26 protein-coding genes are annotated in these 25173 nt (G+C 62.9%); 21 read left to right on the top strand and 5 right to left on the bottom strand.

From position 1 onward, the window contains the following. Positions 1 to 28: 28 nt before the first annotated feature. The gene (locus OE747_RS00705) at positions 29 to 1045 is read right to left on the bottom strand and encodes a TRAP transporter substrate-binding protein (protein ID WP_263826691.1); all 1017 of its coding nucleotides are present in this window, start codon (positions 1043 to 1045) and stop codon (positions 29 to 31) included. 269 nt (positions 1046 to 1314) lie between these two features. Here OE747_RS00705 and OE747_RS00700 point away from each other — a divergent pair, with 269 nt between their 5' ends. Further along, positions 1315 to 1953 (top strand): GntR family transcriptional regulator, encoded by a 639-nt coding sequence (locus tag OE747_RS00700; RefSeq protein ID WP_263826690.1) that lies wholly within the window; start codon positions 1315 to 1317, stop codon positions 1951 to 1953. Here the strand turns inward: OE747_RS00700 and denD are convergent. The 3 genes from denD to OE747_RS00685 are packed head-to-tail and all read right to left on the bottom strand — an operon-like array spanning position 1950 to position 4574. Beyond that, a complete protein-coding gene (denD, locus tag OE747_RS00695) occupies positions 1950 to 2921 on the bottom strand; it encodes a D-erythronate dehydrogenase (protein ID WP_263826689.1) in 972 nt (323 codons plus the stop codon). The genes OE747_RS00700 and denD overlap by 4 nt on opposite strands. Further along, positions 2918 to 3799 (bottom strand): NAD(P)-dependent oxidoreductase, encoded by an 882-nt coding sequence (locus OE747_RS00690; protein WP_263826688.1) that lies wholly within the window; start codon positions 3797 to 3799, stop codon positions 2918 to 2920. Before OE747_RS00690 ends, denD begins: the two co-directional genes overlap by 4 nt. Before the next feature lie 13 nt (positions 3800 to 3812). Continuing rightward, positions 3813 to 4574, bottom strand: coding sequence for an SDR family oxidoreductase (locus OE747_RS00685; RefSeq protein ID WP_263826687.1), 762 nt, complete (start codon positions 4572 to 4574; stop codon positions 3813 to 3815). A 95-nt stretch (positions 4575 to 4669) separates the two neighbouring features. On the opposite strand from OE747_RS00685, the gene OE747_RS00680 reads away from it, so the two are divergent. From OE747_RS00680 to OE747_RS00645, 8 genes are read left to right on the top strand one after another with little or no spacing between them, the layout of a single operon-like run. Continuing rightward, positions 4670 to 5701, top strand: coding sequence for an L-idonate 5-dehydrogenase (locus OE747_RS00680; protein ID WP_263826686.1), 1032 nt, complete (start codon positions 4670 to 4672; stop codon positions 5699 to 5701). Next, on the top strand, positions 5698 to 6441 hold the full coding sequence (locus tag OE747_RS00675) for an SDR family oxidoreductase (RefSeq protein ID WP_263826685.1): 744 nt from the start codon (positions 5698 to 5700) through the stop codon (positions 6439 to 6441). The genes OE747_RS00680 and OE747_RS00675 overlap by 4 nt, the downstream gene beginning before the upstream one ends. A gap of 17 nt (positions 6442 to 6458) precedes the next feature. Next, positions 6459 to 8240 carry an IlvD/Edd family dehydratase gene (locus OE747_RS00670; RefSeq protein ID WP_263826684.1) on the top strand — a complete coding sequence of 594 codons (1782 nt, stop codon included), beginning with the start codon at positions 6459 to 6461 and terminating at the stop codon, positions 8238 to 8240. A gap of 15 nt (positions 8241 to 8255) precedes the next feature. Continuing rightward, positions 8256 to 9101 (top strand): fumarylacetoacetate hydrolase family protein, encoded by an 846-nt coding sequence (locus OE747_RS00665; RefSeq protein WP_263826683.1) that lies wholly within the window; start codon positions 8256 to 8258, stop codon positions 9099 to 9101. Beyond that, positions 9094 to 10056 carry a 2-hydroxyacid dehydrogenase gene (locus tag OE747_RS00660; RefSeq protein ID WP_263826682.1) on the top strand — a complete coding sequence of 321 codons (963 nt, stop codon included), beginning with the start codon at positions 9094 to 9096 and terminating at the stop codon, positions 10054 to 10056. Before OE747_RS00665 ends, OE747_RS00660 begins: the two co-directional genes overlap by 8 nt. After that, the gene (locus OE747_RS00655; protein ID WP_263826681.1) at positions 10053 to 11144 is read left to right on the top strand and encodes a mandelate racemase/muconate lactonizing enzyme family protein; all 1092 of its coding nucleotides are present in this window, start codon (positions 10053 to 10055) and stop codon (positions 11142 to 11144) included. The genes OE747_RS00660 and OE747_RS00655 overlap by 4 nt, the downstream gene beginning before the upstream one ends. A 28-nt stretch (positions 11145 to 11172) precedes the next feature. Further along, the gene (locus OE747_RS00650; protein WP_263826680.1) at positions 11173 to 11991 is read left to right on the top strand and encodes an HpcH/HpaI aldolase family protein; all 819 of its coding nucleotides are present in this window, start codon (positions 11173 to 11175) and stop codon (positions 11989 to 11991) included. Positions 11992 to 12002: 11 nt separating this feature from the next. After that, entirely contained in the window at positions 12003 to 12806 is an 804-nt protein-coding gene (locus OE747_RS00645; RefSeq protein ID WP_263826679.1) for an NAD-dependent epimerase/dehydratase family protein, read from the top strand. A 4-nt stretch (positions 12807 to 12810) separates the two neighbouring features. On the opposite strand, the gene OE747_RS00640 is transcribed toward OE747_RS00645, so the two are convergent. Further along, the gene (locus OE747_RS00640; RefSeq protein WP_263826678.1) at positions 12811 to 13722 is read right to left on the bottom strand and encodes a LysR substrate-binding domain-containing protein; all 912 of its coding nucleotides are present in this window, start codon (positions 13720 to 13722) and stop codon (positions 12811 to 12813) included. A 111-nt stretch (positions 13723 to 13833) separates the two neighbouring features. Here OE747_RS00640 and OE747_RS00635 point away from each other — a divergent pair, with 111 nt between their 5' ends. From OE747_RS00635 to OE747_RS00580, 12 genes are all read left to right on the top strand, one after another. After that, on the top strand, positions 13834 to 14892 hold the full coding sequence (locus OE747_RS00635) for a dipeptidase (protein WP_263826677.1): 1059 nt from the start codon (positions 13834 to 13836) through the stop codon (positions 14890 to 14892). A 50-nt stretch (positions 14893 to 14942) separates the two neighbouring features. Further along, positions 14943 to 16547: an ABC transporter substrate-binding protein gene (locus OE747_RS00630; protein ID WP_263826676.1), complete on the top strand. Its 1605-nt coding sequence runs from the start codon at positions 14943 to 14945 to the stop codon at positions 16545 to 16547. Beyond that, positions 16548 to 17606 carry an ABC transporter permease gene (locus OE747_RS00625; RefSeq protein ID WP_263826675.1) on the top strand — a complete coding sequence of 353 codons (1059 nt, stop codon included), beginning with the start codon at positions 16548 to 16550 and terminating at the stop codon, positions 17604 to 17606. Beyond that, positions 17603 to 18517 (top strand): nickel transporter permease, encoded by a 915-nt coding sequence (gene nikC / locus OE747_RS00620; RefSeq protein ID WP_263826674.1) that lies wholly within the window; start codon positions 17603 to 17605, stop codon positions 18515 to 18517. The genes OE747_RS00625 and nikC overlap by 4 nt, the downstream gene beginning before the upstream one ends. Beyond that, positions 18514 to 19368: an ABC transporter ATP-binding protein gene (locus tag OE747_RS00615; protein WP_263826673.1), complete on the top strand. Its 855-nt coding sequence runs from the start codon at positions 18514 to 18516 to the stop codon at positions 19366 to 19368. Before nikC ends, OE747_RS00615 begins: the two co-directional genes overlap by 4 nt. Further along, positions 19365 to 20129, top strand: coding sequence for an ABC transporter ATP-binding protein (locus OE747_RS00610; RefSeq protein ID WP_263826672.1), 765 nt, complete (start codon positions 19365 to 19367; stop codon positions 20127 to 20129). The genes OE747_RS00615 and OE747_RS00610 overlap by 4 nt, the downstream gene beginning before the upstream one ends. 125 nt (positions 20130 to 20254) lie before the next feature. Then, a complete protein-coding gene (locus OE747_RS00605) occupies positions 20255 to 20485 on the top strand; it encodes a hypothetical protein (RefSeq protein ID WP_263826671.1) in 231 nt (76 codons plus the stop codon). Then, a complete protein-coding gene (locus OE747_RS00600) occupies positions 20482 to 21576 on the top strand; it encodes a TRAP transporter substrate-binding protein (protein ID WP_263826670.1) in 1095 nt (364 codons plus the stop codon). The genes OE747_RS00605 and OE747_RS00600 overlap by 4 nt, the downstream gene beginning before the upstream one ends. Before the next feature lie 78 nt (positions 21577 to 21654). Beyond that, positions 21655 to 22263, top strand: coding sequence for a TRAP transporter small permease subunit (locus tag OE747_RS00595; protein WP_263390045.1), 609 nt, complete (start codon positions 21655 to 21657; stop codon positions 22261 to 22263). After that, positions 22256 to 23617, top strand: coding sequence for a TRAP transporter large permease (locus OE747_RS00590; protein WP_263826669.1), 1362 nt, complete (start codon positions 22256 to 22258; stop codon positions 23615 to 23617). Before OE747_RS00595 ends, OE747_RS00590 begins: the two co-directional genes overlap by 8 nt. A gap of 1 nt (position 23618) precedes the next feature. Continuing rightward, positions 23619 to 24974, top strand: a complete 1356-nt coding sequence (locus OE747_RS00585) for an amidase (RefSeq protein ID WP_263826668.1) — start codon at positions 23619 to 23621, stop codon at positions 24972 to 24974. A gap of 1 nt (position 24975) precedes the next feature. Then, entirely contained in the window at positions 24976 to 25170 is a 195-nt protein-coding gene (locus OE747_RS00580; RefSeq protein ID WP_164126987.1) for a DUF2244 domain-containing protein, read from the top strand. Positions 25171 to 25173 lie beyond the last annotated feature (3 nt).

The following is a 25173-nucleotide window of genomic DNA, read 5'->3' as shown; positions in this document are numbered from 1 at the left end:
GGGGTCGCAGAGACCCCGCCCGCAAGCGTTACTGCTGCACCAGACCCAGTTGGGTCAGATAGGCGATGTGGCTTTCCACCAGCGCCTTGGCCTCCGGCGTGTCGGCGAATTCCGGCCAGGTGGCCTGTGCCGCGTTGCGGAATTTCTGAAGCTCTTCCGGCGCCCATTCGCTGAGCGTCACGCCGTCGGCGCGCAGTTTTGCAGCGGCTTCAGCGTTGGCCTTTTCAAAGGTCAGCGCGGTGCGCAGGGCCAGGGCTTCCATGGCCACTTTCATGATCTTCTGGTGATGCGCGGGCATCGCGTCGAAGACGGCCTTGTTGCAGGCCAGGTGGTCCGACGGCATCGAGTGGAAGCCGGGGAAGTTGGCGTATTTCACGATGTCATAGAGACCCAGACCGACGTTGTTGGCCAGGCCCGACGCATCGGCGCCGTCGATGATCCCGGTTTCAAGCGCGGTGAAGATCTCGGTGAAATCCATCACGATCGGCTTGGCGCCCAGTTTCTCGAAGATCTTGGTTTCCATGCCCGGGGGTGAGCGGAATTTCCAATCCTTGAAGTCGTCGACCTTGGAAATGGGCTTGGACGAAGCAAAGCTCTCCTGCCCGTAGACCCACCAGCCGATCAGTTCCATTCCGTACTTGTTGTAGAGCGGTGCCGCCGCTTCGAGACCGCCGCCGAAATACAGCCAGCTGAGCTGTTGATAGGGGGTCGAATAGCCGCCCATGATATCGCCGACGAACTGGAATGCCGAGTTCTTGCCGGTTTGATAGCCGCCGCCGGTCATGTCGCAGTCGAGAATCCCGGTGGCCGCCGCGTCAAAGGTTTCGACCGATTTCACCACTGAAGACGAGTAGAACATCTCGACTTCGATCTCGCCGTTGGACATGGTCTGGATGTCTTCGACATAGCGGGCCGCCAGTTTGCCCGACACCGTTTCCGGCGCATAGTGGGTCTGGATGCGCAGCTTGGTCGTATCGGCCGATGCAGCACCCGCGAAAAGCGCCAAGGTACTGGCGGCCACGGCCGCCATGCGAATGAGTTTCATGTTTCTCCTCCCGTTGCACGAATAGACCCCGCCGGGCGCATTTTCTGTCTTCGCCGAGGGGTGTCGCACCGCAAAGCCTAGCAATCGCGTGCCCGCATGCCAACAACAATTTCGGAAATCGGAAAAATTTTGAAAATCCTTGAAACTTCCAATAATGCGACGCATCATGATTTTGATTTGCAAACGGGCCGGGACAGGGCGCGCAGATGCAGTTAGATACAGCCGAACGACACAGAAACGGGTCCGGGGCATCCGGCATGAATCAGAAAATGAAGATAGAAACGGCTGACATTTACGATGATCTGCATCGCAAGCTTATGACGGCTGTCATCAAGCCGGGCGAGCGGCTCAAGCCCGCGGACCTTCAAGGATTATACGGTGTTTCCGCCAATACGGTGCGGGATGTTCTGATGCGCCTGCTGCCCACTGGATTGGTCGAGTTCGAGGAGCAGCGCGGTTTCCGCGCCTCGCCATCCTCGTCCGAACGGCGCAGCGACGTGACGCGATTCCGGATCCTGCTGGAGCATGAGGGCGCCGAGCGCTCCATTCGGATGGGAGGGCTGGAGTGGGAGGCGTCGTTGTCCGCGGCGCATCACAAGTTGAGCCATATCGAAAGCCAGATCGCCCATGTCACGGACGTGTCGCCCTACATGGACGTCTGGTCCGACGCCGAGATCGGGTTTCATACCATGCTTATCTCGGCCTGCGGGTCTCCCATCCTGATGGAGACCTATGACCGGATCTATACGCTGTTCCGGCAGCAGGTCGTCGGCGCCGAGCGGGATTTTGGAGCCAACTACTTCGAGGCCATCATCCGAGAGCACAAGGCTATCGTCGACGCGGCGCTGGCCCGGGATGTCAATCGCTGCAAGGCGGCCATTGTCGATCACTTGGCCAGATCGCTCTAGCCCCGATGCAGATCGTCCTCCAGATAGATGCGGATGATCTCGGCAAAGTCGCTTTCGGCGGCGAATCCCAGTTTCCGGGCGCGTGCGGCGTCAAAGTCGCGTGGCCAGCCCTGGACGATGCGCTGCACTGTTTCGTCCGGTTCCGATCGGATCAGAGACACAACGTTGTTTCCAGCGATGGCGCGCAGAGCTTCGATCTGCTCGGCGACGGTGCAGGAGACACCCGGCATGCTGAGCGCGCGGCGGTCGTGCAACCGGCCCAGATCCATGGTGGAGGCATGGCGCAGGAAGCCTACGGCCGAGCGTGGCGATGCGTGCCAGTGGCGCACTGTGTCGGGCACGGGCAGGATCGCTTCCAGCCCGTTCAACGGTTCACGGATGATGCCCGAGAAAAAGGACGAGGCGGCCTTGTTCGCCTTGCCGGGGCGCACGCAAATGGTCGGCAACCTGATCGAGATCCCATCGACGTACCCCTTGCGCGAGAAATCGGTCAGCATGAGCTCGTTGCAGGCCTTCTGCGCGCCATAAGACGTCAGCGGCGCGCTGAGGAATTCGTCGCCGATCTTGTCGGGGTAGGGGCCGCCAAATACCGCGATGGACGAGGTAAAGACGAAACGGGGGCGATAGTTGCCGCTCGAGGTCAGGTGTTCGGCGCGCAGAGCTTCCAGCAGGGTCCAGAAGCTTTGCATATTGGTGAGCCAGCCCAGCTCGAAATCGGCCTCGGCCTCTCCCGAAACGATGGAAGCGAGGTGAAAGATCACCTCTGGCCGCGCGGCGGCGAGACGACGCATGGCAAGCGGGTCGGTGACCGAGCCGCGAATCTGCTGCCCCGGCGCACCGGTTTCGGGGAAACCGATATCGAACAGGGTGACGGGCGCGCCTTCATGTCCTGTCAGGCCGTGATCGGCAAGAGAATGGGCCAGTTTCTGCCCGACCATTCCCCCGCCACCAAGGATCAGAATACTCATCTGCCGGTCTCCAACTGGTTGAGGTTGCAAAGCTCCATGAACAGAGCGGAGTGGTCAAGTTCTCCACCTGCCATATCGTCGCGCAGCCGGGCAAAGCGGCGCCGGGTTTCCTGGGTCGCGGGCAGGGTCAGGCCCAGGCTTGCGGCCTCGCCCAGTACATTGTCGAGATCCTTGATCTGGAGCCGGGTAAACCCGCCCGGCGCGAAGTCACGCGCGCTCATGCGGGCGCCATGCTGTTGCAGAATGGTGCTGTCTGCGAACCCGCCCTTCAGCGCGTCACGCACCGCCGCCGGATCGGCGCCGCCCTGTTCCAAGAGCAGCATCGCCTCGGCCACGGCGGAAATCGTGATGGCGACCACCGCCTGGTTGGCAAGCTTGGCCAATTGGCCCGATCCGCTGGGGCCGACCAGCACCGGGCGGCCCATCGCCTCCAGCGCCGGGCGCGCGCGGTCGAAGGTCTCCGCCGCGCCACCCACCATGATGGCCAGCGTACCTGCCTCGGCCCCGCGTGTCCCGCCCGAAACGGGCGCGTCCAGATGTGCAACGCCCAGCGTTGCAAGGTCATGCGCATGGGCGCGGGATTCCTCTGGCTTTGCCGAGGACATGTCGACCCAGGTCGAGCCGGGGGGCAGCGCCTGCCGCAGGGTGGGGTCCGACAGGATCGCCTCGGTCGCGGGGCCATCGGCCAGCATCGAGATCACCATCTCGGCCCCGACCACGGCCCGGTCGGGCGAAGCGGCGACGGTTGCACCGTCTGCCGCCAGTACCTCGGCCTTGGCGGCGGTGCGGTTCCACACGGTGACGATATGGCCCGCCTTGAGCAGGTTGCGCACCATATGCGCGCCCATCAGACCGGTGCCCAGGAACCCTATCTGCATCTCTCATTCTCCCCTACAGCGACGCGGTGATGCCGCCATCGACGAACAGTGTGTGGCCGTTGACGAAGCTTGCGGCGTCCGAGGACAGGAAGACCGCCGCTCCCACGAGTTCTTCGACATTGCCCCAGCGGCCCGCCGGGGTGCGTTTGGCCAGCCATTCGGAAAAGGCCGGATCGTCGACCAGCGCCTGGTTGAGCGGGGTCTTGAAGTACCCGGGCGCGATGGCGTTGACTTGAAGCCCGTGTTTCGCCCAGTCGGTGGCCATGCCGCGCGTCAGGTTGCGGATTGCACCCTTGGTGGCGGTATAGGGGGCAATACCGGGGCGGGCGAGTTCGCTTTGCACCGAGGCGATGTTGATGATGCGCCCACGCCCCCGTGCGATCATGGGATGGGCAACCGCCTGGCCGACCAGAAAGGCGCTTTTGACATTGGTGGAGAACAGGGCATCCCATCGCTCTTCGGGAAAATCCTCGAGCGGCGCGCGATGCTGCATCCCGGCGTTGTTGATCAGGATGTCGAGCGGGGCTTGTGCTTCGATCTGCGCGATGGCGGCGGTCACGGCGTCCTTATCGGTGACGTCAAACGCGGCGGTGGCCACCTCATGCCCTTCGGCGCGCAACGCCCCGGCGACGTCTTCCAGCCGCGCAGCGTTGCGCGCGTTGAGCACGACAGAGGCGCCGTGTTGCGCCAGCCCGCGCGCCAATGCCAGGCCGATGCCCATGCTGGACCCTGTGACCAAGGCCCGGCGGCCCGTAAGGTCGAACAATCCGCTCATTCCGTTTCCTCCCCTGTTCGGGGTCACTCTAGGAGCGTGTTTGCGGAAACACTAGCCCGCCCGTCGCCGACCGGGCGAGCAAGGGAGTATCTGCAATGAGAGCCGTCGTTCTGCATGCACCGCACGATCTGCGGGTGGAAACCCGCACCGCGCCGGACCCAATCGAAGGGATGGTTCAGGTGCGTATCGAGGCCGGCGGCATCTGCGGCTCGGACCTGCATTATTATCAGCATGGCGGGTTCGGCTCTGTGCGGATGATCGAACCGATGATCCTGGGTCATGAGGTGGCGGGCCGGGTGTTGTCGGCCCCGGGCGAATGCGGTCTGGAGGAGGGTGATCTGGTCGCCGTCTCGCCCAGCCGCAATTGCGGCACCTGTCAGTATTGCCGCGCCGCGCTGGAGATGCATTGCGAAAATATGCGGTTCTATGGCTCGGCGATGCCGGTACCGCATATCCAGGGCGCGTTCCGGGACGTGATCCTGGCGCGGCCCGATCAGTGTCACAAGCTGCCCGCATATGTTCCTCCGACCCACGCCGCCTGCGCTGAACCGCTGGCGGTGGTACTGCATGCGCTGGAACGCGCCGGTCCACTGGAGGGGCGGCGCGTGCTGGTCACCGGCTGCGGCCCGATTGGCGCGCTGGTGCTGCTGGCGGCAAAGGCAGCGGGAGCGGCCGAAGTGGTGGTGACCGATGTCATGACCGTGGCGCTGGAGCGGGCCCGCACGATGGGCGCGGATCGGGCGCTGGACGCCACGCAACCTGGTTGGAACGCCGAGTTTGCCAAGGGCAAGGGTTGTTTTGACGTGATGTTCGAGGCGACCGGCGTTGCCAGCGCCTTCAACGACGGATTGGCCTGCCTGCGCCCGCGCGGGGTGATGGTGATGCTGGGTCTCGGCGGCGAGATCGGCTTCAACCGGAACCTGGCCATCGCCCGCGAAATCGACCTGCGCGGCTCGTTCCGGTTCCACCACGCCTTTGGCGACGCGGTCTCGGCCATCGCCAGTGGCCGGATCGACGTGACACCGATCCTCAGCGGTAGCTTTCCTTTGTCAAAGGCGCGCGAAGCCTTTGACCTGGCCGGCGACCGTACCCAATCAATGAAAGTGCATCTGGATTTTTCGACATGACACAAAGACTAGCTGGTAAGACGGCGCTGGTGACGGCGGCCGGACAGGGGATCGGACGAGCCACGGCACTGGCCATGGCCGCCGAGGGCGCCAAGGTGTTGGCGACCGATATCAATGCCGAGATGCTTTCGGCGCTGAAATCGGACGCGGTGGGAGATCTGGAGGTGACGAGGCTTGACGTGCGCGACAACGCGCAGGTGGCCGAGATTGTGGGTGGAGCGAACCCCGACATCCTGTTCAATTGCGCGGGCTTCGTGCATCACGGCACCATCCTGGATGCTACGGACGAGGACTGGGATTTCGCCTTTGACCTCAACGTGCGGTCGATGTTCCGCACCATGCGGGCAGCGCTGCCGGGGATGCTGGCGCGCGGTAAAGGCTCGATCATCAACATGTCCTCGGCGGCCTCGTCGATCATCGGGGCGCCGAACCGGTTCGTCTATGGCGCCACCAAGGCGGCGGTCATCGGCATGACCAAGGCTGTGGCCAAGGACTACATCACCCAAGGGGTGCGCTGTAACGCGATCTGCCCGGGCACGGTGGAAAGCCCCTCGCTGCATGACCGGCTGCGCGCCACGGGTGACTACGAGGCGGCGATGAAAGCTTTTGTCGCACGCCAGCCTATGGGCCGGATCGGCAAGGCCGAAGAGATTGCCGCGCTTGCGGTCTATCTCGCCTCGGATGAAAGTGCGTTCACGACGGGGCAGGCGCATATCATCGACGGCGGCTGGGCCGGTTGAACGGGGAGAGGAAAGACATGACCAAACGGCGTCTGCGTTCGCAATTCTGGTTCGACAACCCGGACAATCGCGAGATGACCGCGCTCTATCTCGAGCGCTATCTGAATTATGGGTTGACGCGGGAGGAGTTGCAGTCGGGCAAGCCGATCATCGCCATCGCGCAAACCGGATCCGACCTGAGCCCCTGCAACCGTCACCATGTGGAATTGTCCAAGCGGGTCCGCGACGGGATCATATCGGCGGGTGGCACGGTGATCGAGGTTCCGGTGCACCCGATCCAGGAGACCGGCAAGCGGCCCACCGCAATGCTGGATCGCAACCTAGCCTACCTGAGCCTGGTGGAAACGTTGTTCGGCTATCCGCTGGACGGGGTGGTGCTCAACATCGGCTGCGACAAGACCACACCGGCGCTCTTGATGGCTGCGGCGACGGTGAACATCCCGGCCATCGCCTTTTCGGTGGGACCGATGCTGAATGGTTGGTTCCGGGGCGAGCGTACCGGGTCGGGCACCATCGTCTGGAAGGCGCGCGAGTTGCTGGCGGCGGGCGAGATCGACGATGCGGGCTTCATGGAACTGGTAGCCTCTTCGGCGCCTTCCGTGGGGTACTGCAACACGATGGGCACCGCCAGCACGATGAACAGCCTGGCCGAGGCGCTGGGCATGCAGCTGCCCGGTTCCGCGGCGATCCCCGCGCCCTATCGTGAGCGCGGGCAGATGGCCTATGAGACCGGGCGGCGGATCGTCGAGATGGTTCACGAGGACCTGAAGCCGTCCGATATCATGACCCGGGCGGCCTTCGAGAACGCGATCGTGGTGAACTCGGCCATTGGCGGGTCGACCAACGCGCCGATCCACCTGAACGGCATTGCCCGGCATCTGGGTGTGTCGCTGGACAATGATGACTGGCAGCGCCTTGGCCACAAGGTGCCGCTGCTGGTCAACCTTCAGCCAGCGGGCGAATACCTGGCCGAGGATTATCACCGTGCGGGCGGCGTGCCTGCGGTGGTGGGCGAATTGCTGGCCGAGGGGCTGCTGCCACATCCGGGTGCCGTTACGGTTAACGGGCGGGGCATCGGCGAGAATTGCGAGGGCCGCCGCAGCGAGAACCCGGCGGTGATCAAGTCCGTTGCCGCGCCGATGAAACGCGATGCGGGGTTCATCAACCTCAAGGGCAATCTGTTCGACAGCGCGATCATGAAGACCAGCGTGATCAGCCCGGAGTTCCAGCAGCGATATCTGGATAACCCCGATGATCCGAACGCCTTTGAAGGCAGGGCCATCGTTTTCGACGGCCCCGAGGACTTTCACGCCCGGATCGACGACGAAGCCCTTGGCATTGACGCCCATTGCATCCTGATCATGCGCGGATCAGGCCCCATCGGATACCCCGGCGGGGCCGAGGTGGTGAACATGCGGCCGCCCTCCTACCTGTTGAAACAGGGGATCCACGCGCTGCCCTGCATCGGCGATGGGCGGCAGTCGGGTACCTCTGGATCTCCCTCGATCCTGAACGCCTCGCCCGAGGCGGCCGAAGGCGGAGGGCTGGCGCTGGTGCGTACCGGCGACATGCTTCGGATCGACCTCAACGCCTGCACCGCCAATATGCTGGTCAGCGACGAGGAACTGGTCGCGCGCCGTGCCGCGCTGCCCGACCATCCCTTTACCCCGCCCAGCCAGTCGCCCTGGCAGGAGATTTTCCGCGAGCGGGTACGCCCGTTCTCGGAGGGGATGACATTGCGCGGGGCCGACGCCTATCGCGACATCGGAAACAGCGCGCTGCCGCGCGACAATCACTGAGAAGGACGAGATGACATGAAACTTCTGCGATATGGGGCTGTCGGCGCCGAAAAGCCGGGTCTGCTGGACGCCGACGGCAATATCCGGGACCTGAGCGCACATGTAGCCGACATCAGTGGTGCGATGCTGGACGATGCAAGCCTGAACCGTCTACGTGCGCTTGATCCGAGCAGCCTGCCATTGGTATCTGGAAACCCGCGCCTAGGCGCCTGTGTCACCGGGTTTACCAAGTTCATGTGCATCGGGCTCAACTATTCCGATCACGCCGACGAGATGAACCTGCCATACCCCGAGCATCCTGTCCTGTTCATGAAGGCCAATTCGGCCGTTGTCGGCCCCAACGACGACGTGGTGATGCCGCGCGGCTCGACCACGACCGACTGGGAATGCGAACTGGGCGTGGTGATCGGCAAGGCCGCGAAATACGTCAGCGAAGAGGAGGCGCTGGACCATGTCGCGGGCTATTGCATCTGCAACGACGTGTCCGAGCGGACATTCCAGAACAAGCTGAGCGGGCAATGGACCAAGGGCAAGAGCTGCGACACTTTCGGGCCGACCGGGCCCTGGCTGGTGACCCGCGACGAGATCGCCGATCCGCAGGCGCTGGCGATGTCACTGGAGGTGAACGGCAAACGGATGCAGACCGGTAACACGGCGACGATGATCTTTACCGTGCGCCAGATCATTTCGCATCTGAGCCAACTCTTCACCCTGCATCCGGGCGACGTGATCTCGACCGGGACGCCGCCGGGCGTGGGCGGCGGCATGAAGCCGCCGACATTCCTGAAAGCGGGCGATGTGATGGAGTTGCGGATCGAGGGACTGGGTATCCAGCGGCAGGAGGTGCGGGCCGATGACTAAGCCACATCTTCTCCAGATCGGCAACGTGACCGAGCGGATGCGCGCCCGGTTCGAGGCCGAGTTCGAGGTCACCCGCCTGTTCGACACCCCCGAGGCAGAGCGTGCCGCGATGCTGGCGGCGCGCGGGTCCGATATTGTGGCGGTTGCGACGGATGGGCATTGGGGGGTTCCGCCCTATGTCATGATGGCGCTGCCGAATCTCAAGGTGGTCTCCTCCTATGGCGTCGGCTACGACGCCATCGACGCAACCGGGGCGGCGGCGCGCGGCATTCTGGTGTCGCACACGCCTGATGTGCTGAACGACGAGGTCGCAGATACCGCCATCCTGCTGTGGCTGGCGGTCTATCGGCGGCTGGTGCCGGCCGACCGCTGGGTGCGCAAGGGCGGGTGGGAGGAAAAGGGCGCCTTTCCCCTGACCCGCTCGGTCAAGGGAACAACCGTGGGCGTCGTCGGCCTTGGCCGGATCGGGCAGACCATCGCCGACCGGGTACAGGCCTTCGGCGCGAAGGTGACTTATCACAGCCGTACCCCAAAACCGGTGGACTATCCCTATTTCGACAATCTCGAAGCGATGGCGGCGGAATGCGATGCGCTGGTCTGCATCACTCCGGGCGGACCCGGGACACGCCATATCGTCAATGCGGCGGTCCTTGCCGCGCTGGGCGCCGAGGGCGTGCTGATCAACGTCTCGCGCGGTTCGGTCGTGGATGAACTGGCGCTGGTTGCGGCATTGGAAGGCGGCGCCTTGGGCGGCGCGGGCCTGGATGTGTTCGAGGCTGAACCCAAGGTGCCCGATGCGCTGAAGCGGATGGAGAACGTGGTGCTGACGCCGCATGTCGGCTCGGCCACAGTGGAAACGCGGCAGGCGATGGGCGATCTGACCTGCGACAACCTCTCGCAATTCCTCAAGGATGGCACCGTGCTGACCCCGGTGCCGGAGTGCCGTGGTCTATGAGCCGTATCGTCTCGGTCGAACCGCGCCTGTATCATGTTCCGCTGGACGAGGTGCTGGTGGACGCCAAACACGGCGATCACACGCATTTCGAACTGGTAACCGCGACAGTGACGCTGAGCGATGGTTCGACAGGCACCGGATATACCTATACCGGAGGCAAGGGCGGTCACGCGATCCACGCGATGATCACCCATGACCTTGCGCCGTTCCTGCGCGGGCAGGCGGCGGAGCCGGTCGAGGCGCTTTACGAGGCGATGCAATGGCATGTGCATTATGTCGCCCGGGGCGGCATCGCCAGCTTCGCCATCTCGGCGGTCGACATCGCCTTGTGGGACCTGCGCGGGAAAACCCTTGGCAAATCGCTTGTGAGGATGGCGGGCGGCGCATCGGACCGTTGCCGTGCCTATTGCGGCGGCATCGACCTTGGCTTTGACCTGCCCAAGCTGCTGGAAAGCATTCGCGGCTATCTCGACGCCGGGTTCGACGGGGTCAAGATCAAGATCGGTCAGCCGACGCTGGACGAAGACCTGGCGCGCATCGCCGCCGTTCGCCAACTGATCGGCCCGGATATCGCGTTTGCCGTTGACGCCAATTACTCGATGTCCGAGGCACAGGCGACCGAGGCGGCGCAGGTTTTTGCGCCATTCGACCTGCTGTGGTTCGAGGAACCGATGATCCCGGACGACTACGACGCCTATGGGCGCCTGTCCAAGGTCAGCCCGGTGCCGCTGGCGATGGGCGAGAACCTGCACACGATCCACGAGTTCGAATATGCCGTGGACCGGGCCGGGCTGTCGTTCCTGCAACCCGATGCGTCGAATTGCGGCGGCATCACCGGCTGGTTGCAAGTGGCCGCGCTGGCACGCAAAGCGGGCTTACCGATCTGTTCGCACGGGATGCAGGAACTGCATGTCAGCCTTGTATCCGCACAGCCCCATGCCGGATTGATCGAGGTGCATTCCTTCCCGATCGACCGCTATACCAAACGCCCTCTGAGGGTGGAAAACCACATGGCGCTGGCCCCGGACGAACCGGGCACCGGTGTCATCTTCGATTGGGACCTGCTGGCCCCGTACCGCGTCGCGTGACGTTTTGCAGAGAGGAAAGGTAGCATCCATGATCCCCAACGCAGTCAAACAGGCCTGGTCCGAGGGCCGCCCCACACTCAACGGCTGGCTTGGCATCGGCAATCCATTCACCGCCGAGATCATGGCCGCGGCTGGGTTCGACAGCCTGACCATCGACCTGCAACACGGCTTCCTTGACTATTCCGACGCCAAGGCGATGTTGCAGGCGATGCGCGCCAGCGGGGTAACGCCAATCGCGCGCGCGCCGTGGCGCGAACCGGGGATTATCATGAAACTGCTCGATGCCGGGGCCTATGGCATCATCTGTCCGATGGTCAACACCGCCGAAGAGGCGGCCGACCTGGTGTCGATGGTGCGCTATCCGCCGCGCGGCAACCGCAGCTTTGGCCCGACACGGGTCAGCTTCTCGGCCGGGGCGAACTATCCAGCGGAAGCGAATGACCAGGTGATGGTGTTGGCGATGATCGAAACTGGCGAGGCATTCACCAATGTGGATGCGATCTGTGCCACGCCGGGGCTGGACGGTATCTATATCGGGCCATCCGACCTGACGTTGGGGGTGACGAATGGCCGGTTGCCTGCGGGCGTGGACCGGACCGAGCCCGAGATGATCGACACGATCAAGGACATTCTGGCGGCAGCCAAGCGCGCGGGCATCGCCGCAGGGCTGCATTGCGGGACCCCGGCCTATGCGGCGCAGGCGGTTGGCTGGGGATTTGACATGGTGACGATTGCGGCTGACTCTGCGCTGCTGGCGTCCGGCTCGCGCGGTGCCGTCACCGAGGCGCGCGCGTTGTTGGGCGGCGGTGCCGGTGCGGGTTCCGGCGACAAGCCCAGCGGCTACTGACGGAGGCGAATATGGCAAAGTTGAAACGCCTGTTGATCACCGGCGCCGCGGGGGCGTTGGGAACTCAGGCCCGCAGCCATCTTGCGGACCTAGCCGAAGAGATCCGTCTGAGCGACATGGTGCCGGTAGCGGGAGTGAACGGGAACGAGGAGTTCATTCAGGCCGACTTGGGCGATGCTGCCGCAGTGCGGAACCTGGTCGATGGTTGCGACGCGGTGGCCCATTTTGGTGGAGTGAGTACCGAGAAGACTTTCGAACTGATCGAGCGGGGCAACATCCGGGGGGTCTATAACCTCTATGAGGCGGCACGGGTCACGGGAAAACCGCGGATCTTCTTCGCCTCGTCCAACCACACGATCGGGTTCTACCGCACCGATGAACAGCTTGATGCATTTACCCCGCCGATGGCGGACGGGCTCTATGGGGCTTCCAAAGTCTATGGCGAGCAATTGGCGTTGGTCTATTGGAAAAAGTTCGGCATCGAAACGGCGCGGGTTCGGATCGGATCCTGCTTCCCCAAACCACGCAATCGGCGGATGCTGTCCACCTGGCTCAGCTATCGCGATCTGTTCTCGCTGGTCGAGCGCTGTTTTGTCATACCGCGGCTAGGATGTCCGGTGATTTACGGAGTGTCGCGGACGCGCTCTGGCTGGTGGGACAATTCGCACGTCCGGTATCTGGGTTGGGGGCCGCAGGATACGTCCGAGATCTGGCGCGCGGAACTGGAAACAAGCGAGCCGCAAGGGCCGGTCGACGCGCCTGACGCGCTGTACCAGGGTGGTGGGTTCACCGCCGAGCCAATTCACCAGGAATGACGGGTCAGGCCTTGCGCGAAAACGGGTCAGGCGGCGTGTTCAGCCGCAAGTGCCGCATGAAGGCGCGGGCAGGGCGGGTCATCGGCCGTGTTTCGGAGACCAGGAAATAGCTACGGTATTCCAGGTCTGAGACAAAGGGCACAAAGGCCAGATCCCCGGCGCGGTAATGGTAGATCGGAAAGGGGTTGATCACGGTCAGCCCCAAACCCTCCCTTGCCAGGTCGGCGGCAGCGAAAGAGGTCGAAACCTCGGCCACGATGCGCGGCGTGGCACGGGCCTGATGCAGCAGCCGTTCCAGTTGCCCGCGCCGAACGTGGCGGCGGGTCAGTGCGATCATGTCCTGCCCGTGAAGATCGGCGGGCCCGACCCGGTCACGCGTTGCCAGCGGGTGATCGGTTGGCATGGCACAGACCGCGCCCGACACGCGATAGGGCATGGTCTTGACGCCCGCGCGGCTCTGCTCGACCCCGCTGATGCCCAGGTCAAAGCGGTCGTCCAAAATGCCGCGTGTCACTTCGTCTGAGGTATTGACCTCGAAGCTGACGAAAAACGCCGGGTTCATGTCCAGGAAACTGCTGATCTGTGCCACCAGGAAACGGTGCGCGTATGAGGGCGGCGCGATCAGGCGCAGCGTCTCGCGCACCGGCTCGGTCTGTCCGTCGATCCGGTCGAGCGCTTCGAACAGCGGGTCGAGGCGCAGGTTCAGCCGCACCGCCTCTTGCGTCGGGCGCAACCGGCCCGCCTCGCGTTCGAATAGAGCCGTGCCCAGCCGGTTTTCCAGACTGGCGACCGAGCGGCTGACCGCCGATTGCGACAGGCCCAGCTGATGCGCGGCACCGGTGGTGGTACCGGTCTGCATCAGCGCACGCAGGGCGAAATACTCGGGCAGCGAGTGCCAGGTCTTGGGCTTGGCCATGGTGCTCTCAAGTTCAGACTAGATGTATGAGTATAAATCATACAGTTTTGACTCTGCCATGCAAATTTCTTCTTCTACTATCCGGGCAACCGCCAACGGGGGAGGCTCACCATGCCGGCAACGCATCCGGCGATCATCGACGGGCATAACGATGTCCTGCTCAAGCTGTATCGCGCGGGCGGGATGGCGCAGGCGGGCACCTTCCTGACCGGGCGCGACGGCGCAATTGACCTGCCCAAGGCGCAGGCGGGTGGCTTTGGCGGCGGCTTCTTTGCGGTCTACGTGCCCTCGCCAATGGATCGCGAGGCCCGCGATGCTGAGATGACCAATGCCAGCTATGACCTGCCGCTTCCCGAACCGATCGACTGGGAGGACGCGCTGCCGGTGGTGCTGAGCCAGGCCGCGATCCTGTTCGAGCTTGAGCGTCAAGGCGCGCTAAGCGTCTGTCGTAGTGTGGCTGAGATGCGCGCGGCGCTGGCGTCGGGGCGGATCGCCGCCATCTTCCACATCGAAGGGGCCGAGGGGATCGACCCCGACCTGCATATGCTGGATGTGCTGCACGCCGCCGGGCTGCGCTCGCTGGGACCAGTCTGGAGCCGCAACACGATCTTTGGCTATGGGGTGCCGTTCCGCTTTCCCTCGGGGCCCGATATCGGGCCGGGGCTGACCGATCACGGCATCCGGCTGGTGCGGCGCTGCAATCAGCTGGGCATTCTGATCGACCTGTCGCACATGAATGAAGCAGGCTTCTGGGATGTTGCCCGTCATTCGGACAAACCGCTGGTGGCAACCCATTCCAACGCCCACGCGCTCTGTCCCATCTCGCGCAACCTGACCGATGATCAGCTGCGCGCGATTGCCGAAAGCGACGGGATGGTGGGGTTGAATTTCGCGGTGGCCTTTCTGCGCGAAGACGGGCGCAAGCTGAGCGATGTGCCGCTCGAGACCATGTTGCGCCATCTCGATCACATGATGGGAGTTCTGGGCGAGGACGGCGTCGGCCTCGGCTCGGACTATGACGGCGCCATCGTGCCCGAGGCGCTGACCACGGTGGCCGATCTGCCGGTGCTGCGTCAGGCCATGGCCGACCATGGCTATGGCGCGGCGCTGATCGACAAGCTGTGCCGTGACAACTGGCTGCGCGTGCTGGAACGCACCTGGGGCGCGTGACCACCGCAAGAATTGACCAAGACCAAGACAACAGGAGAGGAAAAGACAAAATGAATGCTTTGAACCGACTTCTATCGACCGCCGTGCTGGGCGCGGCCGTCGTGATGACCGCTCCGGTGCCGATGGCACAGGCCGAGACGCCGCCCAACATGTTGGTGATCGCGAACCGGATCGACGATATCACCACGCTGGACCCGGCGGAGAGCTTTGAATTCGCAGGCTCGGATGTCAGCCGCAATGTCTATATGAAGCTGGTCAACTTCGACCCGACCGACCTGAAGGCGGGTTATCAGCCCGAGATCGCCGAAAGCTGGACGGTGAGCGAGGACAAGCGCTCGATCACCTTTACCATTCGCGAGGGACTGAAGTTCCATTCCGGCAACCCGGTGCGTGCCGAGGATGTGGAATTCTCGTTACGACGGGCGGTGATCCTGAACAAGACGCCGGCCTTTATCCTGACCCAGTTCGGCTTTACCGCCGAAAACGTGGCCGAAACCATCAAGGCCGACGGCAACACGGTCACCATCACCACCGACAAACCCTATGCGACCTCGTTTGTGCTGAACTGTCTGACGGCGACCATCGGCGGCATTGTCGACAAGGAAGTCGTCATGGCCAACGAGCAGGACGGCGACATGGGCAATACCTGGCTCAAGACCAACACCGCCGGGTCGGGCGCCTATTCGCTGGTCAGCTGGAAGCCGAATGAAAGCGTGACCATCCAGTCGAACCCCGATTATTACCGCGGTGCTCCGGCGATGGAGCGCGTGATCGTGCGCCACGTGCAGGAAAGCGCCAGCCAGCGCCTGCTGCTGGAGCGCGGCGATATCGACATCGCCCGCAACCTCAACCCCGAGGATATCGCGGGCGTGCGCAGCGCTGAGGGCGTCAAGGTCGAGGAAGAGCTGAAGGGACGGCTGATGTATGTCTCGCTCAGCCAGAAGCACCCCGAACTCAGCAAGCCGCAGGTGCGGCAGGCCTTCAAGTACCTGATCGACTATGAGGGGATGAAGAACAGCTTCCTCAGCGGTCAGTACACCATCCACCAGAACTTCCTGCCACAGACCTATCTGGGGGCCTCGGACGCCGCGCCGTTCACCTATGACGTGGAAAAGGCCAAGGCGCTCTTGGCCGAGGCGGGTATCCCCGAAGGCATGGAGATCGAGGTCGGCGTGCGCGAGGCGCAGGAACGCATCGAGATCGCCCAGTCGCTGCAAAACGCGCTGGGGCAGGTGGGGATCAAGATGAACATCACCATCGGTACGGCCAAGCAGATCCTCGGGCGCTACCGCGCGCGGGAACTGGATGTCTATCTGGGCGCCTGGGGGCCGGACTATCCCGATCCGCACACCAATGCGGGTACCTTTGCCTATAACCCGGACAATTCCGACGCGGCCCAGGCCACCGGTCTGTTGGCATGGCGCAATAGCTGGGACACCGGCGGGCTGACCGAAAAGACCGCCGCGGCGGTGATCGAGAACGACCGCGACATCCGCGCCAAGATGTATGACGAGATCCAGGCCGAGTTCCGCGAAACCTCGCCCTTTGTCATCATGTTTCAGCAGATCGAGCAATCGGCGCAGCGCGACAACGTGATGAACTTCTCGACCGGGCAGGCCATCACCTCGGCGTCCTACTGGCAAGTCACCAAGTAAATGGCGCTGACGGAAAACACTCGCGAGAGGCGCGTTCGCGCGTCTCTCGCCCCGTGGCTCAAAGGGGTGCTGGTGGCATTGGGGTCGGTCTCGATCACCATGCTGGGGTTGCTCTTCGTCACCTTCGTTATCGGTCGGGTGATGCCGATCGACCCGGTGCTGGCGATCGTGGGCGAGCGCGCCAGCCAATCCACCTATGACGCGGTTTACGAGCAGCTTGGCCTCGACAAGCCGCTGTTGGTGCAGTTTCTCTATTACCTCTGGGATGTGCTGCATGGCGATTTCGGCATGTCGCTGCTGAACGCGCGCCCGGTCTCCGAGGATATCGCCCGCGTCTTTCCCGCCACGCTGGAGCTGGCCACGCTGGGCACGCTGATCGGCGTGTTGCTGGGGGTGCCGCTGGGCGTCATCGCCGCCGTGCGCCGGGGCAGCTGGATCGACCAGATCGCCCGCGTGGTGGCGCTGGTGGGCTATTCGATGCCGATCTTCTGGCTGGGCCTGATGGGCCTGCTGGTGTTTTACGGCGTGCTGGGCTGGGTCGGCGGGCCGGGGCGGCTCGATATCTTCTATCAGGACATCGTGCCCTCGCGTACCGGCATGATCCTGATCGACAGTGCCATCGCCGGCGACTGGGGCGTGTTCCGGAACGCCTTCTCACATATCATCCTGCCTGCAACGCTGCTGGGCTATTACTCGCTGGCCTATATCAGCCGCATGACACGGTCCTTCATGCTGGAACAGATGTCGGCAGAGTATGTCACCACCGCCCGCGTCAAGGGCATGTCCGAGCGGCAGGTGATCTGGGGTCATGCCTTTCGCAACATCCGCGTGCAGTTGATCACGGTGATCGCGCTGAGCTATGCCAACCTGCTCGAAGGCTCGGTGCTGACCGAGATCATCTTCAGTTGGCCGGGGATCGGCAGCTATATCACCACCGCGCTCCTCAGCGCTGACATGAACGCCGTGCTGGGTGGTACCGTCGTGGTGGGGCTGATCTTCATCTGTCTCAATCTGTTTTCCGACCTGCTGTACCGGGTCTTCGATCCGAGGTCGAAATGAGCGAAACACTCACCCTGCGGCAATGGCTCTTGACCGACGAGCCAACCTCGCGCCGTCATGCGCGGCTGGCCAGCCTTTACAAGGGCTGGCTGACCCTGCGCGGCAATACCATGGCGATGTTCGGGCTGGGCATCCTGGTGGCGCTGGTGCTGATGGCGCTGTTTGCGCCGCTCATCGCCCCGCATGACCCCTATGTGCAGAACCTGGGCAACCGGTTGCAGCCGCTGGGCAGCCCTGGCCACCCGTTCGGCACCGACAGTCTGGGCCGCGATATCCTGAGCCGGCTGATCTATGGCAGCCGTATCACCCTCTATATCGTCACGCTGGTGGCGCTGATCGCACCGGTGGCGGGGCTGTTGGTGGGCACAGTGGCGGGCTATGTCGGCGGTTGGGTCGATGTGATCCTAATGCGGGTCACCGATATCTTTCTGGCCTTTCCCCGGCTGGTGCTGGCGCTGGCCTTTGTGGCGGCGCTGGGCGCGGGGATCGAAAACGCGGTGCTGGCGATCTCGCTGACCGCCTGGCCGCCCTATGCGCGCATGGCGCGGGCCGAGACGCTGACCATCCGCGCCTCGGACTATATCAGCGCGGTGCGCCTGCAAGGGGCCAGCCCCGTGCGGATCATCACCCGGCATATCTGGCCGCTTTGCATCTCGTCGCTGATCGTGCGGGTGACGCTGGACATGGCGGGGATCATCCTGGCCGCCGCCGGCCTTGGCTTTCTCGGCCTTGGCGCGCAGCCGCCCAGCCCGGAATGGGGGGCGATGATTTCCGAGGGGCGCCGCTTCATCCTGGATCACTGGTGGGTGGCCACCATGCCGGGGTTGGCGATCTTTACCGTCAGCTTGGCCTTCAACCTGCTGGGCGATGGGTTGCGCGATGTGCTCGACCCCAAGGAGGGCAGCCAATGAACCTCTTGGACGTTGAAAACCTGTGGGTCAAGTTCCCCACCCGTCAGGGCGTGGTCGAGGCGGTGCGCGGCATCTCGTTCTCGCTGGGGCGCGAGCGGCTGGGCATCGTGGGCGAAAGCGGTTCGGGCAAGTCGATGACCGGCCGCGCCATCCTGCGGCTGATCCGCCCGCCGGGGATGATCGAGGCCGACCGGATCGCGCTGGAGGGGCAGAACCTGCTGGACCTGAGCGAAAAGGACATGCGCACGGTGCGCGGCGAACGCATCTCGATGGTGATGCAGGACCCCAAGTTCTCGCTGAACCCCGTGATGCGCGTGGGCGACCAGATCATGGAGGCCTATCTGCTACATAACAAGGTGGGCAAGGCCGAGGCGCGTAAACGCTCGCTGGAGATGCTTGACGCGGTGTCGATCCGTGATCCCGAACGGGTGATGCGGGCCTATCCGCACGAGGTTTCGGGCGGCATGGGCCAGCGCATCATGATCGCGATGATGCTGATCCCCAACCCGCAGATCCTGATCGCGGACGAACCGACCTCGGCGCTGGATGTGTCGGTGCAGCGGCAGGTGCTGAACATCATGGACGATCTGGTGAAACAGCGCGGGATGGGGCTGATATTCATCAGTCACGACCTGAACCTGGTGTCCGAATTCTGCGACCGGGTGCTGATCATGTATGCGGGCCGCATCGTCGAGGTCTGTGATGCCGACAAGCTGCATCAGGCGACGCATCCCTATACGCGGGGCCTGTTGAACTCGCTGCCGCGGCTGGACCAGCCGCGCGCCAAGCTGGAAGTGCTGAGCCGCGATCCCGCCTGGTCCGAGGCGCCAAGCGTCGGAGGCCGGGCATGAGCATGATCGAGATCGAGGGGCTGAACGTCTGGTTCGGCCATGGCCCCGACCGGGTCGACGCGGTGCGCGGCGCCAGTTTCTCGGTGGCGCGCGGCGAGAGCTTTGGCCTGGTGGGTGAAAGCGGTTCGGGCAAGTCCACCATCCTGCGGGCGATCACCGGGCTGGCGCCGGACTGGTCGGGCCGGGTCGATATCGACGGGCAGGCGCTGGCGGGCGGCAAACGTGACCGCGCCTTCTTCCGCAAGGTGCAGATGGTGTTTCAAGACCCTTACGCCTCGCTGCATCCGCGCCATTCGGTGGATCAGGTTCTGTCGGAAACGCTGCATCTGCATGGCATCCCCGATATCGACGCCCGGGTCCGCAGCCTGTTGGACGATGTGGGGCTGGGCGGGCGGTTCCGCTTTCGCTATCCACACCAGCTCTCGGGCGGTCAGCGGCAGCGGGTGGCGATTGCCCGCGCGCTGGCGGGCGAGCCCGAGATCCTGCTTTTGGACGAGCCGACCTCGGCGCTGGACGTCTCGGTGCAAGCCGAGATCCTGAACCTGCTGACCGATCTTCGTGCGGAACACGGTCTGACTTACCTTATGGTCAGCCACGATTTGCCGGTCATCGGTCACATGTGTGACCGTCTCGCGGTAATGAAGAGCGGCGAGATTGTCGAGGTGATGGATGTCGGTGCGCTGCGTGCCATGCGCGCGGAACACGAATATACCCGCGATTTGCTGGCGGCGTCAGTTGCCCCGGGGCCACATTCGGCCTGAACGTGCCGGTTAACCAGCTGCGAACAGAACGTCGCTTTCAGAATCTGACCAAAGCCTTCTGGCCAGATCGGGATGCCGCTTGTCAGCACCCGTGCGATGTACCTGCAAGGGACTGACCACTGGATATGCCCATGCGTGGTGTGTGGATATCAACTTCAGGTTGGGAATTGAGCCAAAACTGCGCGCCGATGGTGCGCACCCTCCCTTTCTGGAAAAGAAATATTACCAATTCCGGCAAAAAACGCAGAAAAGAAATTGAATGTTTGCGCTCTGTGGCTATCGTTGAAGGGTCTGCCTTTGGTGGACAGGGCTTGGTTCGCTCGGACCTCGCAGCCCGGAAATGGGAGGAGAAATGACTGAAATGATGAATCGCAGAAACTTTCTGCGCGGATCGGCTGTTGCCGGCGCGGGTGTTCTGGCGGCTCCGGCTGTCCATGCACAGGAAGGTGTTACATTGAAGATGCAGGCCGCTTGGGGCGGCGGTATCTTTCTTGAGAATGCGCAATCCTACGTGAACCGCGTGAACGAAATGTCGGGCGGCCGCCTGACCATTGACCTGCTGCCGGTGGACTCGGTCGTCAAGACCAGCCAGATGCAGGATGCCGTGCACCGCGGCGTGCTGGATGCGGCCCACTACGTGCCAGCCTACTGGTACTCCAAGTCCAAGGCTGCCTCGCTGTTTGGAACCGGCCCGTGCTTTGGCTGGTCGAGCCAGGAAGTCCTGGGCTGGGTCCATTACGGCGGCGGCATGGAGCTCTTTAACGAGCTGATGGAAAGCCTTGGCCTGAACGTGGTGTCCTTCTTCAACTCGCCGATGCCCGCCCAGCCGCTGGGCTGGTTCAAGGAGCAGATCACCGACGCAGCCCAGATGAAGGGGCTGAAGTATCGCACCGTGGGCCTTGCGGCAGACGTTCTGCTCGAGATGGGCATGTCGGTAGTGCAGCTGCCGGGCGGCGAGATCCAGCCTGCAATGAAGTCGGGCCTGATCGACGCGGCCGAATTCAACAACCCGACCTCGGACCGCGACTTCGGCATGCAGGACGTGTCCAAGCACTATCACCTGGCCTCTTTCCACCAGAGCCAGGAATTCTTCGAGGTCACGTTCAACAAGAAGAAGTACGAGGCCCTGGCGCCCGAGCTTCAGGCGATCCTGAAATATGCGTCCGAGGCCGAGAACTCGAACTTCTATTGGCACAATACCAAGCGTTATGCCGACGACCTTGTGAAACTCCAGACCGAGCAGGGTGTCAATGTCTACCGCACGCCGGACGGCGTGATGGCCGATCAGCTCAAGGCCTGGGACATTGTGGTCGAGAGGATTTCGGGCGAGGATCCGTTCTTTGCCAAGGTTGTGGAAAGCCAGAAGGCCTATGCCAAGAACGTGATGAACTACCTCAACCTGAACCAGCCCGACTACAAACTGGCCTACGGCCACTATTTCGGCTGAACCAAAGGTTCGAACTGACAAGAGCGGCGGCCGCGACGGCGGCCCCGCCCCTTGTGGCGCGATGATGGGGGACAGACCTTGATCAAGACCATCCATGCCATCGAAGGGCTGAGCCAATGGGTTGGCAAGGCCTTCGGGTGGTGCATTCTCATTCTGACGCTTTCGGTGTCTTATGAAGTTTTCGTGCGTTACGTGCTGAATTCGCCGACGGTCTGGGCCTTTGACATGATGGTGCAGATGTACGGGGCGCTGTTCCTGATGTCGGGCGCCTATGCGCTGGCGCAGGATACGCATGTCCGCGGCGATGTTCTGTATCGTCTGTTTCCGGTGCGCTGGCAGGCGCGCGTGGATTTCGTGCTGTATATCCTATTCTTCTTTCCCGGCATGTTCGCGCTGTTCTGGTACGGCTGGGAAATCGCCTCGGACAGCTGGCGGTACAAGGAAGTGAGCTGGAACAGCCCGGCCCGCATCCAGATTTACTTCTTCAAGACCCTGATCCCGGTCGCAGGCGCGCTGCTGATGTTGCAGGGGCTGGCCGAAATGGCCCGGTGCTGGCTGGCCATGCGCAGCGGCGAATGGCTGCCGCGTATCGACGACGTGAAAGAGACCGAAGACATGCTGATGCACATGCAGGAAGACCACCCCGAGATGTTCCGGGCGCAGGCAGGAGGCCGTGGCAATGAGTGATCCTCAGATCGCAATCGTCATGCTCTGCATGTTCATCGTTCTGGTGCTTCTGGGCTTTCCGATCGCCTTTACGCTGCTCGCGATGGGGGTCGGTTTTGGCTACTACGCCTATTATCACAGCCCCCAGTCGATTTCCGAGATCTTCGACAACAACATCTTTTACCTGCTGAACCAGAACACCTATTCCGTGATGGAGAACGACACGCTGGTCGCCATCCCGTTATTCCTGTTCATGGGATATGTGGTTGAACGTGCCAATATCGTCGACCGGCTGTTCTTTTCCCTCTACATGGCGGCGCGTAACTTGCCGGGATCGCTGGCGATTGCGGCGCTGCTGACCTGTGCGGTCTTCTCTACTGCTTCGGGCATCGTTGGTGCGGTGGTCACTTTGATGGGGCTCTTGGCCTATCCGGCAATGAACAAGGCGGGCTACAACCAAAGCTTTGCCGCCGGGGTGATTTGCGCCGGCGGGACGTTGGGCATTCTCATACCGCCGTCGATCATGCTGATCGTCTATGCAGCGATTGCCGAACTCTCGCCTTTGCGGCTCTATGCGGCGGCGGTGTTCCCGGGTCTGTTGCTGGCGGGCCTCTACATCGTCTATGTGATGATCCGGGTCAGCATTAATCCGGCGCTGGCACCCAAGCCACAGCTTGAAGATGTGCCGCCAAAGCGGGAAATCTACATGAACCTGCTGGTGTCCTTCGTGCCGCTCACGGTTCTGATCTTCCTTGTGCTGGGGTCGATCCTGGGCGGGTTGGCCACACCGGCCGAAGCGGCGGCCATGGGCGCCCTGGGTGGTCTGGTTCTGGCCATGCTCTACCGGTCTCTGACCTGGGGCAAGGTCAAGGAAAGCGTCTTCCTGACAGCCAAGGCAACCGCAATGGTGTGCTGGCTGTTCGTGGGGTCCTGGACCTTCGCCTCCGTCTTTTCCTATCTCGGTGGACATGATGTGATCGAACACTGGGTGGTGGGCATGAACCTGCAACCCTGGCAGTTCCTGGTCCTGGCGCAGCTGATCATCTTTCTGCTGGGCTGGCCGCTGGAATGGTCGGAGATTCTGATCATCTTCGTGCCGATCTTCCTGCCGATGCTGGATACGTTCGGGGTGAACCCGTATTTCTTTGCCATGCTGGTGGCGCTGAACCTTCAGACATCTTTCCTGACCCCGCCCATGGCGATGTCGGCCTATTATCTGAAGGGCGTATTGAAGTCGCAGATCGAGCTGATCCAGATCTTCAAGGGGCTGATGCCCTACCTGTTCATCGTGATCCTGTGCATGGTGCTGATGTACCAGTTCCCCGGGATTGCGCTCTGGTTCCCGGACTACCTGTTTGGTGTATGGGTCCCCTGATATGCGGATGGATCCGACTTTGATGTCAGCAACTCAGGCGGCAGAGGCCATCAGGGCAGGCCGCCTGAGTTCAGAGAACTTGGTACAAGCTTGTTTGGCGCGGATCGCCGAGACTGAGCCTGTAGTGCAAGCATGGGAACATCTGGACGCGGCTTACGCGCTGGACCAGGCAAAGGAGCTTGACCGCATCAGGCGGGCAGGGCGGGCAACCGGCGCGTTGCACGGCGTTCCGGTGGCGCTCAAGGATATCGTGGATACCGTCGATATGCCCACCCAGCGGGGCAGCGAGATCTTTGCCGGGCGCAAGTCCGGCCGCGATGCGCGTCTGGTCGAGCGTCTGCGCGAGGCTGGTGCGGTAATCATGGGCAAGACCCGGACCACCGAACTTGCCTATCTGCATCCCACGGTGACAACCAACCCGCATGACCCAACCCGCACCCCGGGCGGATCGTCAAGCGGGTCCTCCGCAGCTGTGGCGGCACGGCACGTGCCGCTTGCGGTGGGCACACAGACGGGCGGATCGGTGATCCGGCCAGCCTCGTTTTGCGGTGTATACGGTTTCAAGCCGACGCGTGGTATCGTACCGCGCAGCGGCGTGTTCCGCACCTCGGTCACGCTCGATCAGATCGGCGGTTTTGCAAACACACTGGAAGATATGGCGCTGCTGATTGATGCCATCGGATGTTACGATCAGGACGATCCGGCGAGTTTCTCGTGGCCGCGGCCCAGCAATCTGGACGGCGTTCGGGCTGATGTCCCTGTCGAGCCAGATATCGCCTGGTTCGACATGCCCTATCATGACCGGCTGGACGCCGATGCGCGGTCCGGGCTCGAGGCGGTTCTGGATGTGCTGGGCGACCGGATCGAACGGTTCCCCGCCGCACCGCAGTTGGTCGGGCTGACCGATGTGCACAAGACCATTTATGATTTCGAAATTGCCCGCAACATGCAGGAACTCGCCGCCGCGCATGTCGGCAAGTTGAGCGACGAGATGCTGGCCGCACTGGACCGCGCAAAGTCGATCAGCGCCGCGCAATACGAGGAAGCGATCGAGGTAAAGGCGTCGGCGGAGGCGTTTTTTGTGGATCATTTCAACGATTTCGATGCCATTCTCGCACCCTCCGCCTCGGGTCAGGCGCTGCCGTTATCAGCGGGCAATACTGGCGATGCGGTCTATTGCACCATCTGGACATTGGCAGGTCTGCCTTGCCTGACCATGCCCGTTCTGGTGGGGGCAGAGGACTTGCCCATCGGTGTGCAACTGATCGGGGCACGGGAACAGGACGACCGCCTGATGCGAACGGCGGCATGGATGCAAGCTGCGCTGACGGGTTCAGCCGCGCGAGAGGAGAATTGAGATGTCGAAACTGGTCAATTTCATCACGGCCACCATCGGGTTGGGCCTGATGATCACCTTTGTGGTCGGGCTGTCGTACAGCATCTCGACCGGGTTTGCCGGGTTCTGGGGCGGATTGCCCTTCGCCTTCATCGCAGGCTTCGTGATCCTGTTGGCGCTTTACAACTATTGGGAAGAAGTTTTCGGCAAGAAATAGGCC

The organism is Ruegeria aquimaris (assembly GCF_025751555.1).
GTDB lineage: Bacteria > Pseudomonadota > Alphaproteobacteria > Rhodobacterales > Rhodobacteraceae > Ruegeria_B > Ruegeria_B aquimaris.
Note: the sequence above shows the minus strand (reverse complement) of the source record. Positions and strands in the feature narration are given on the sequence as shown.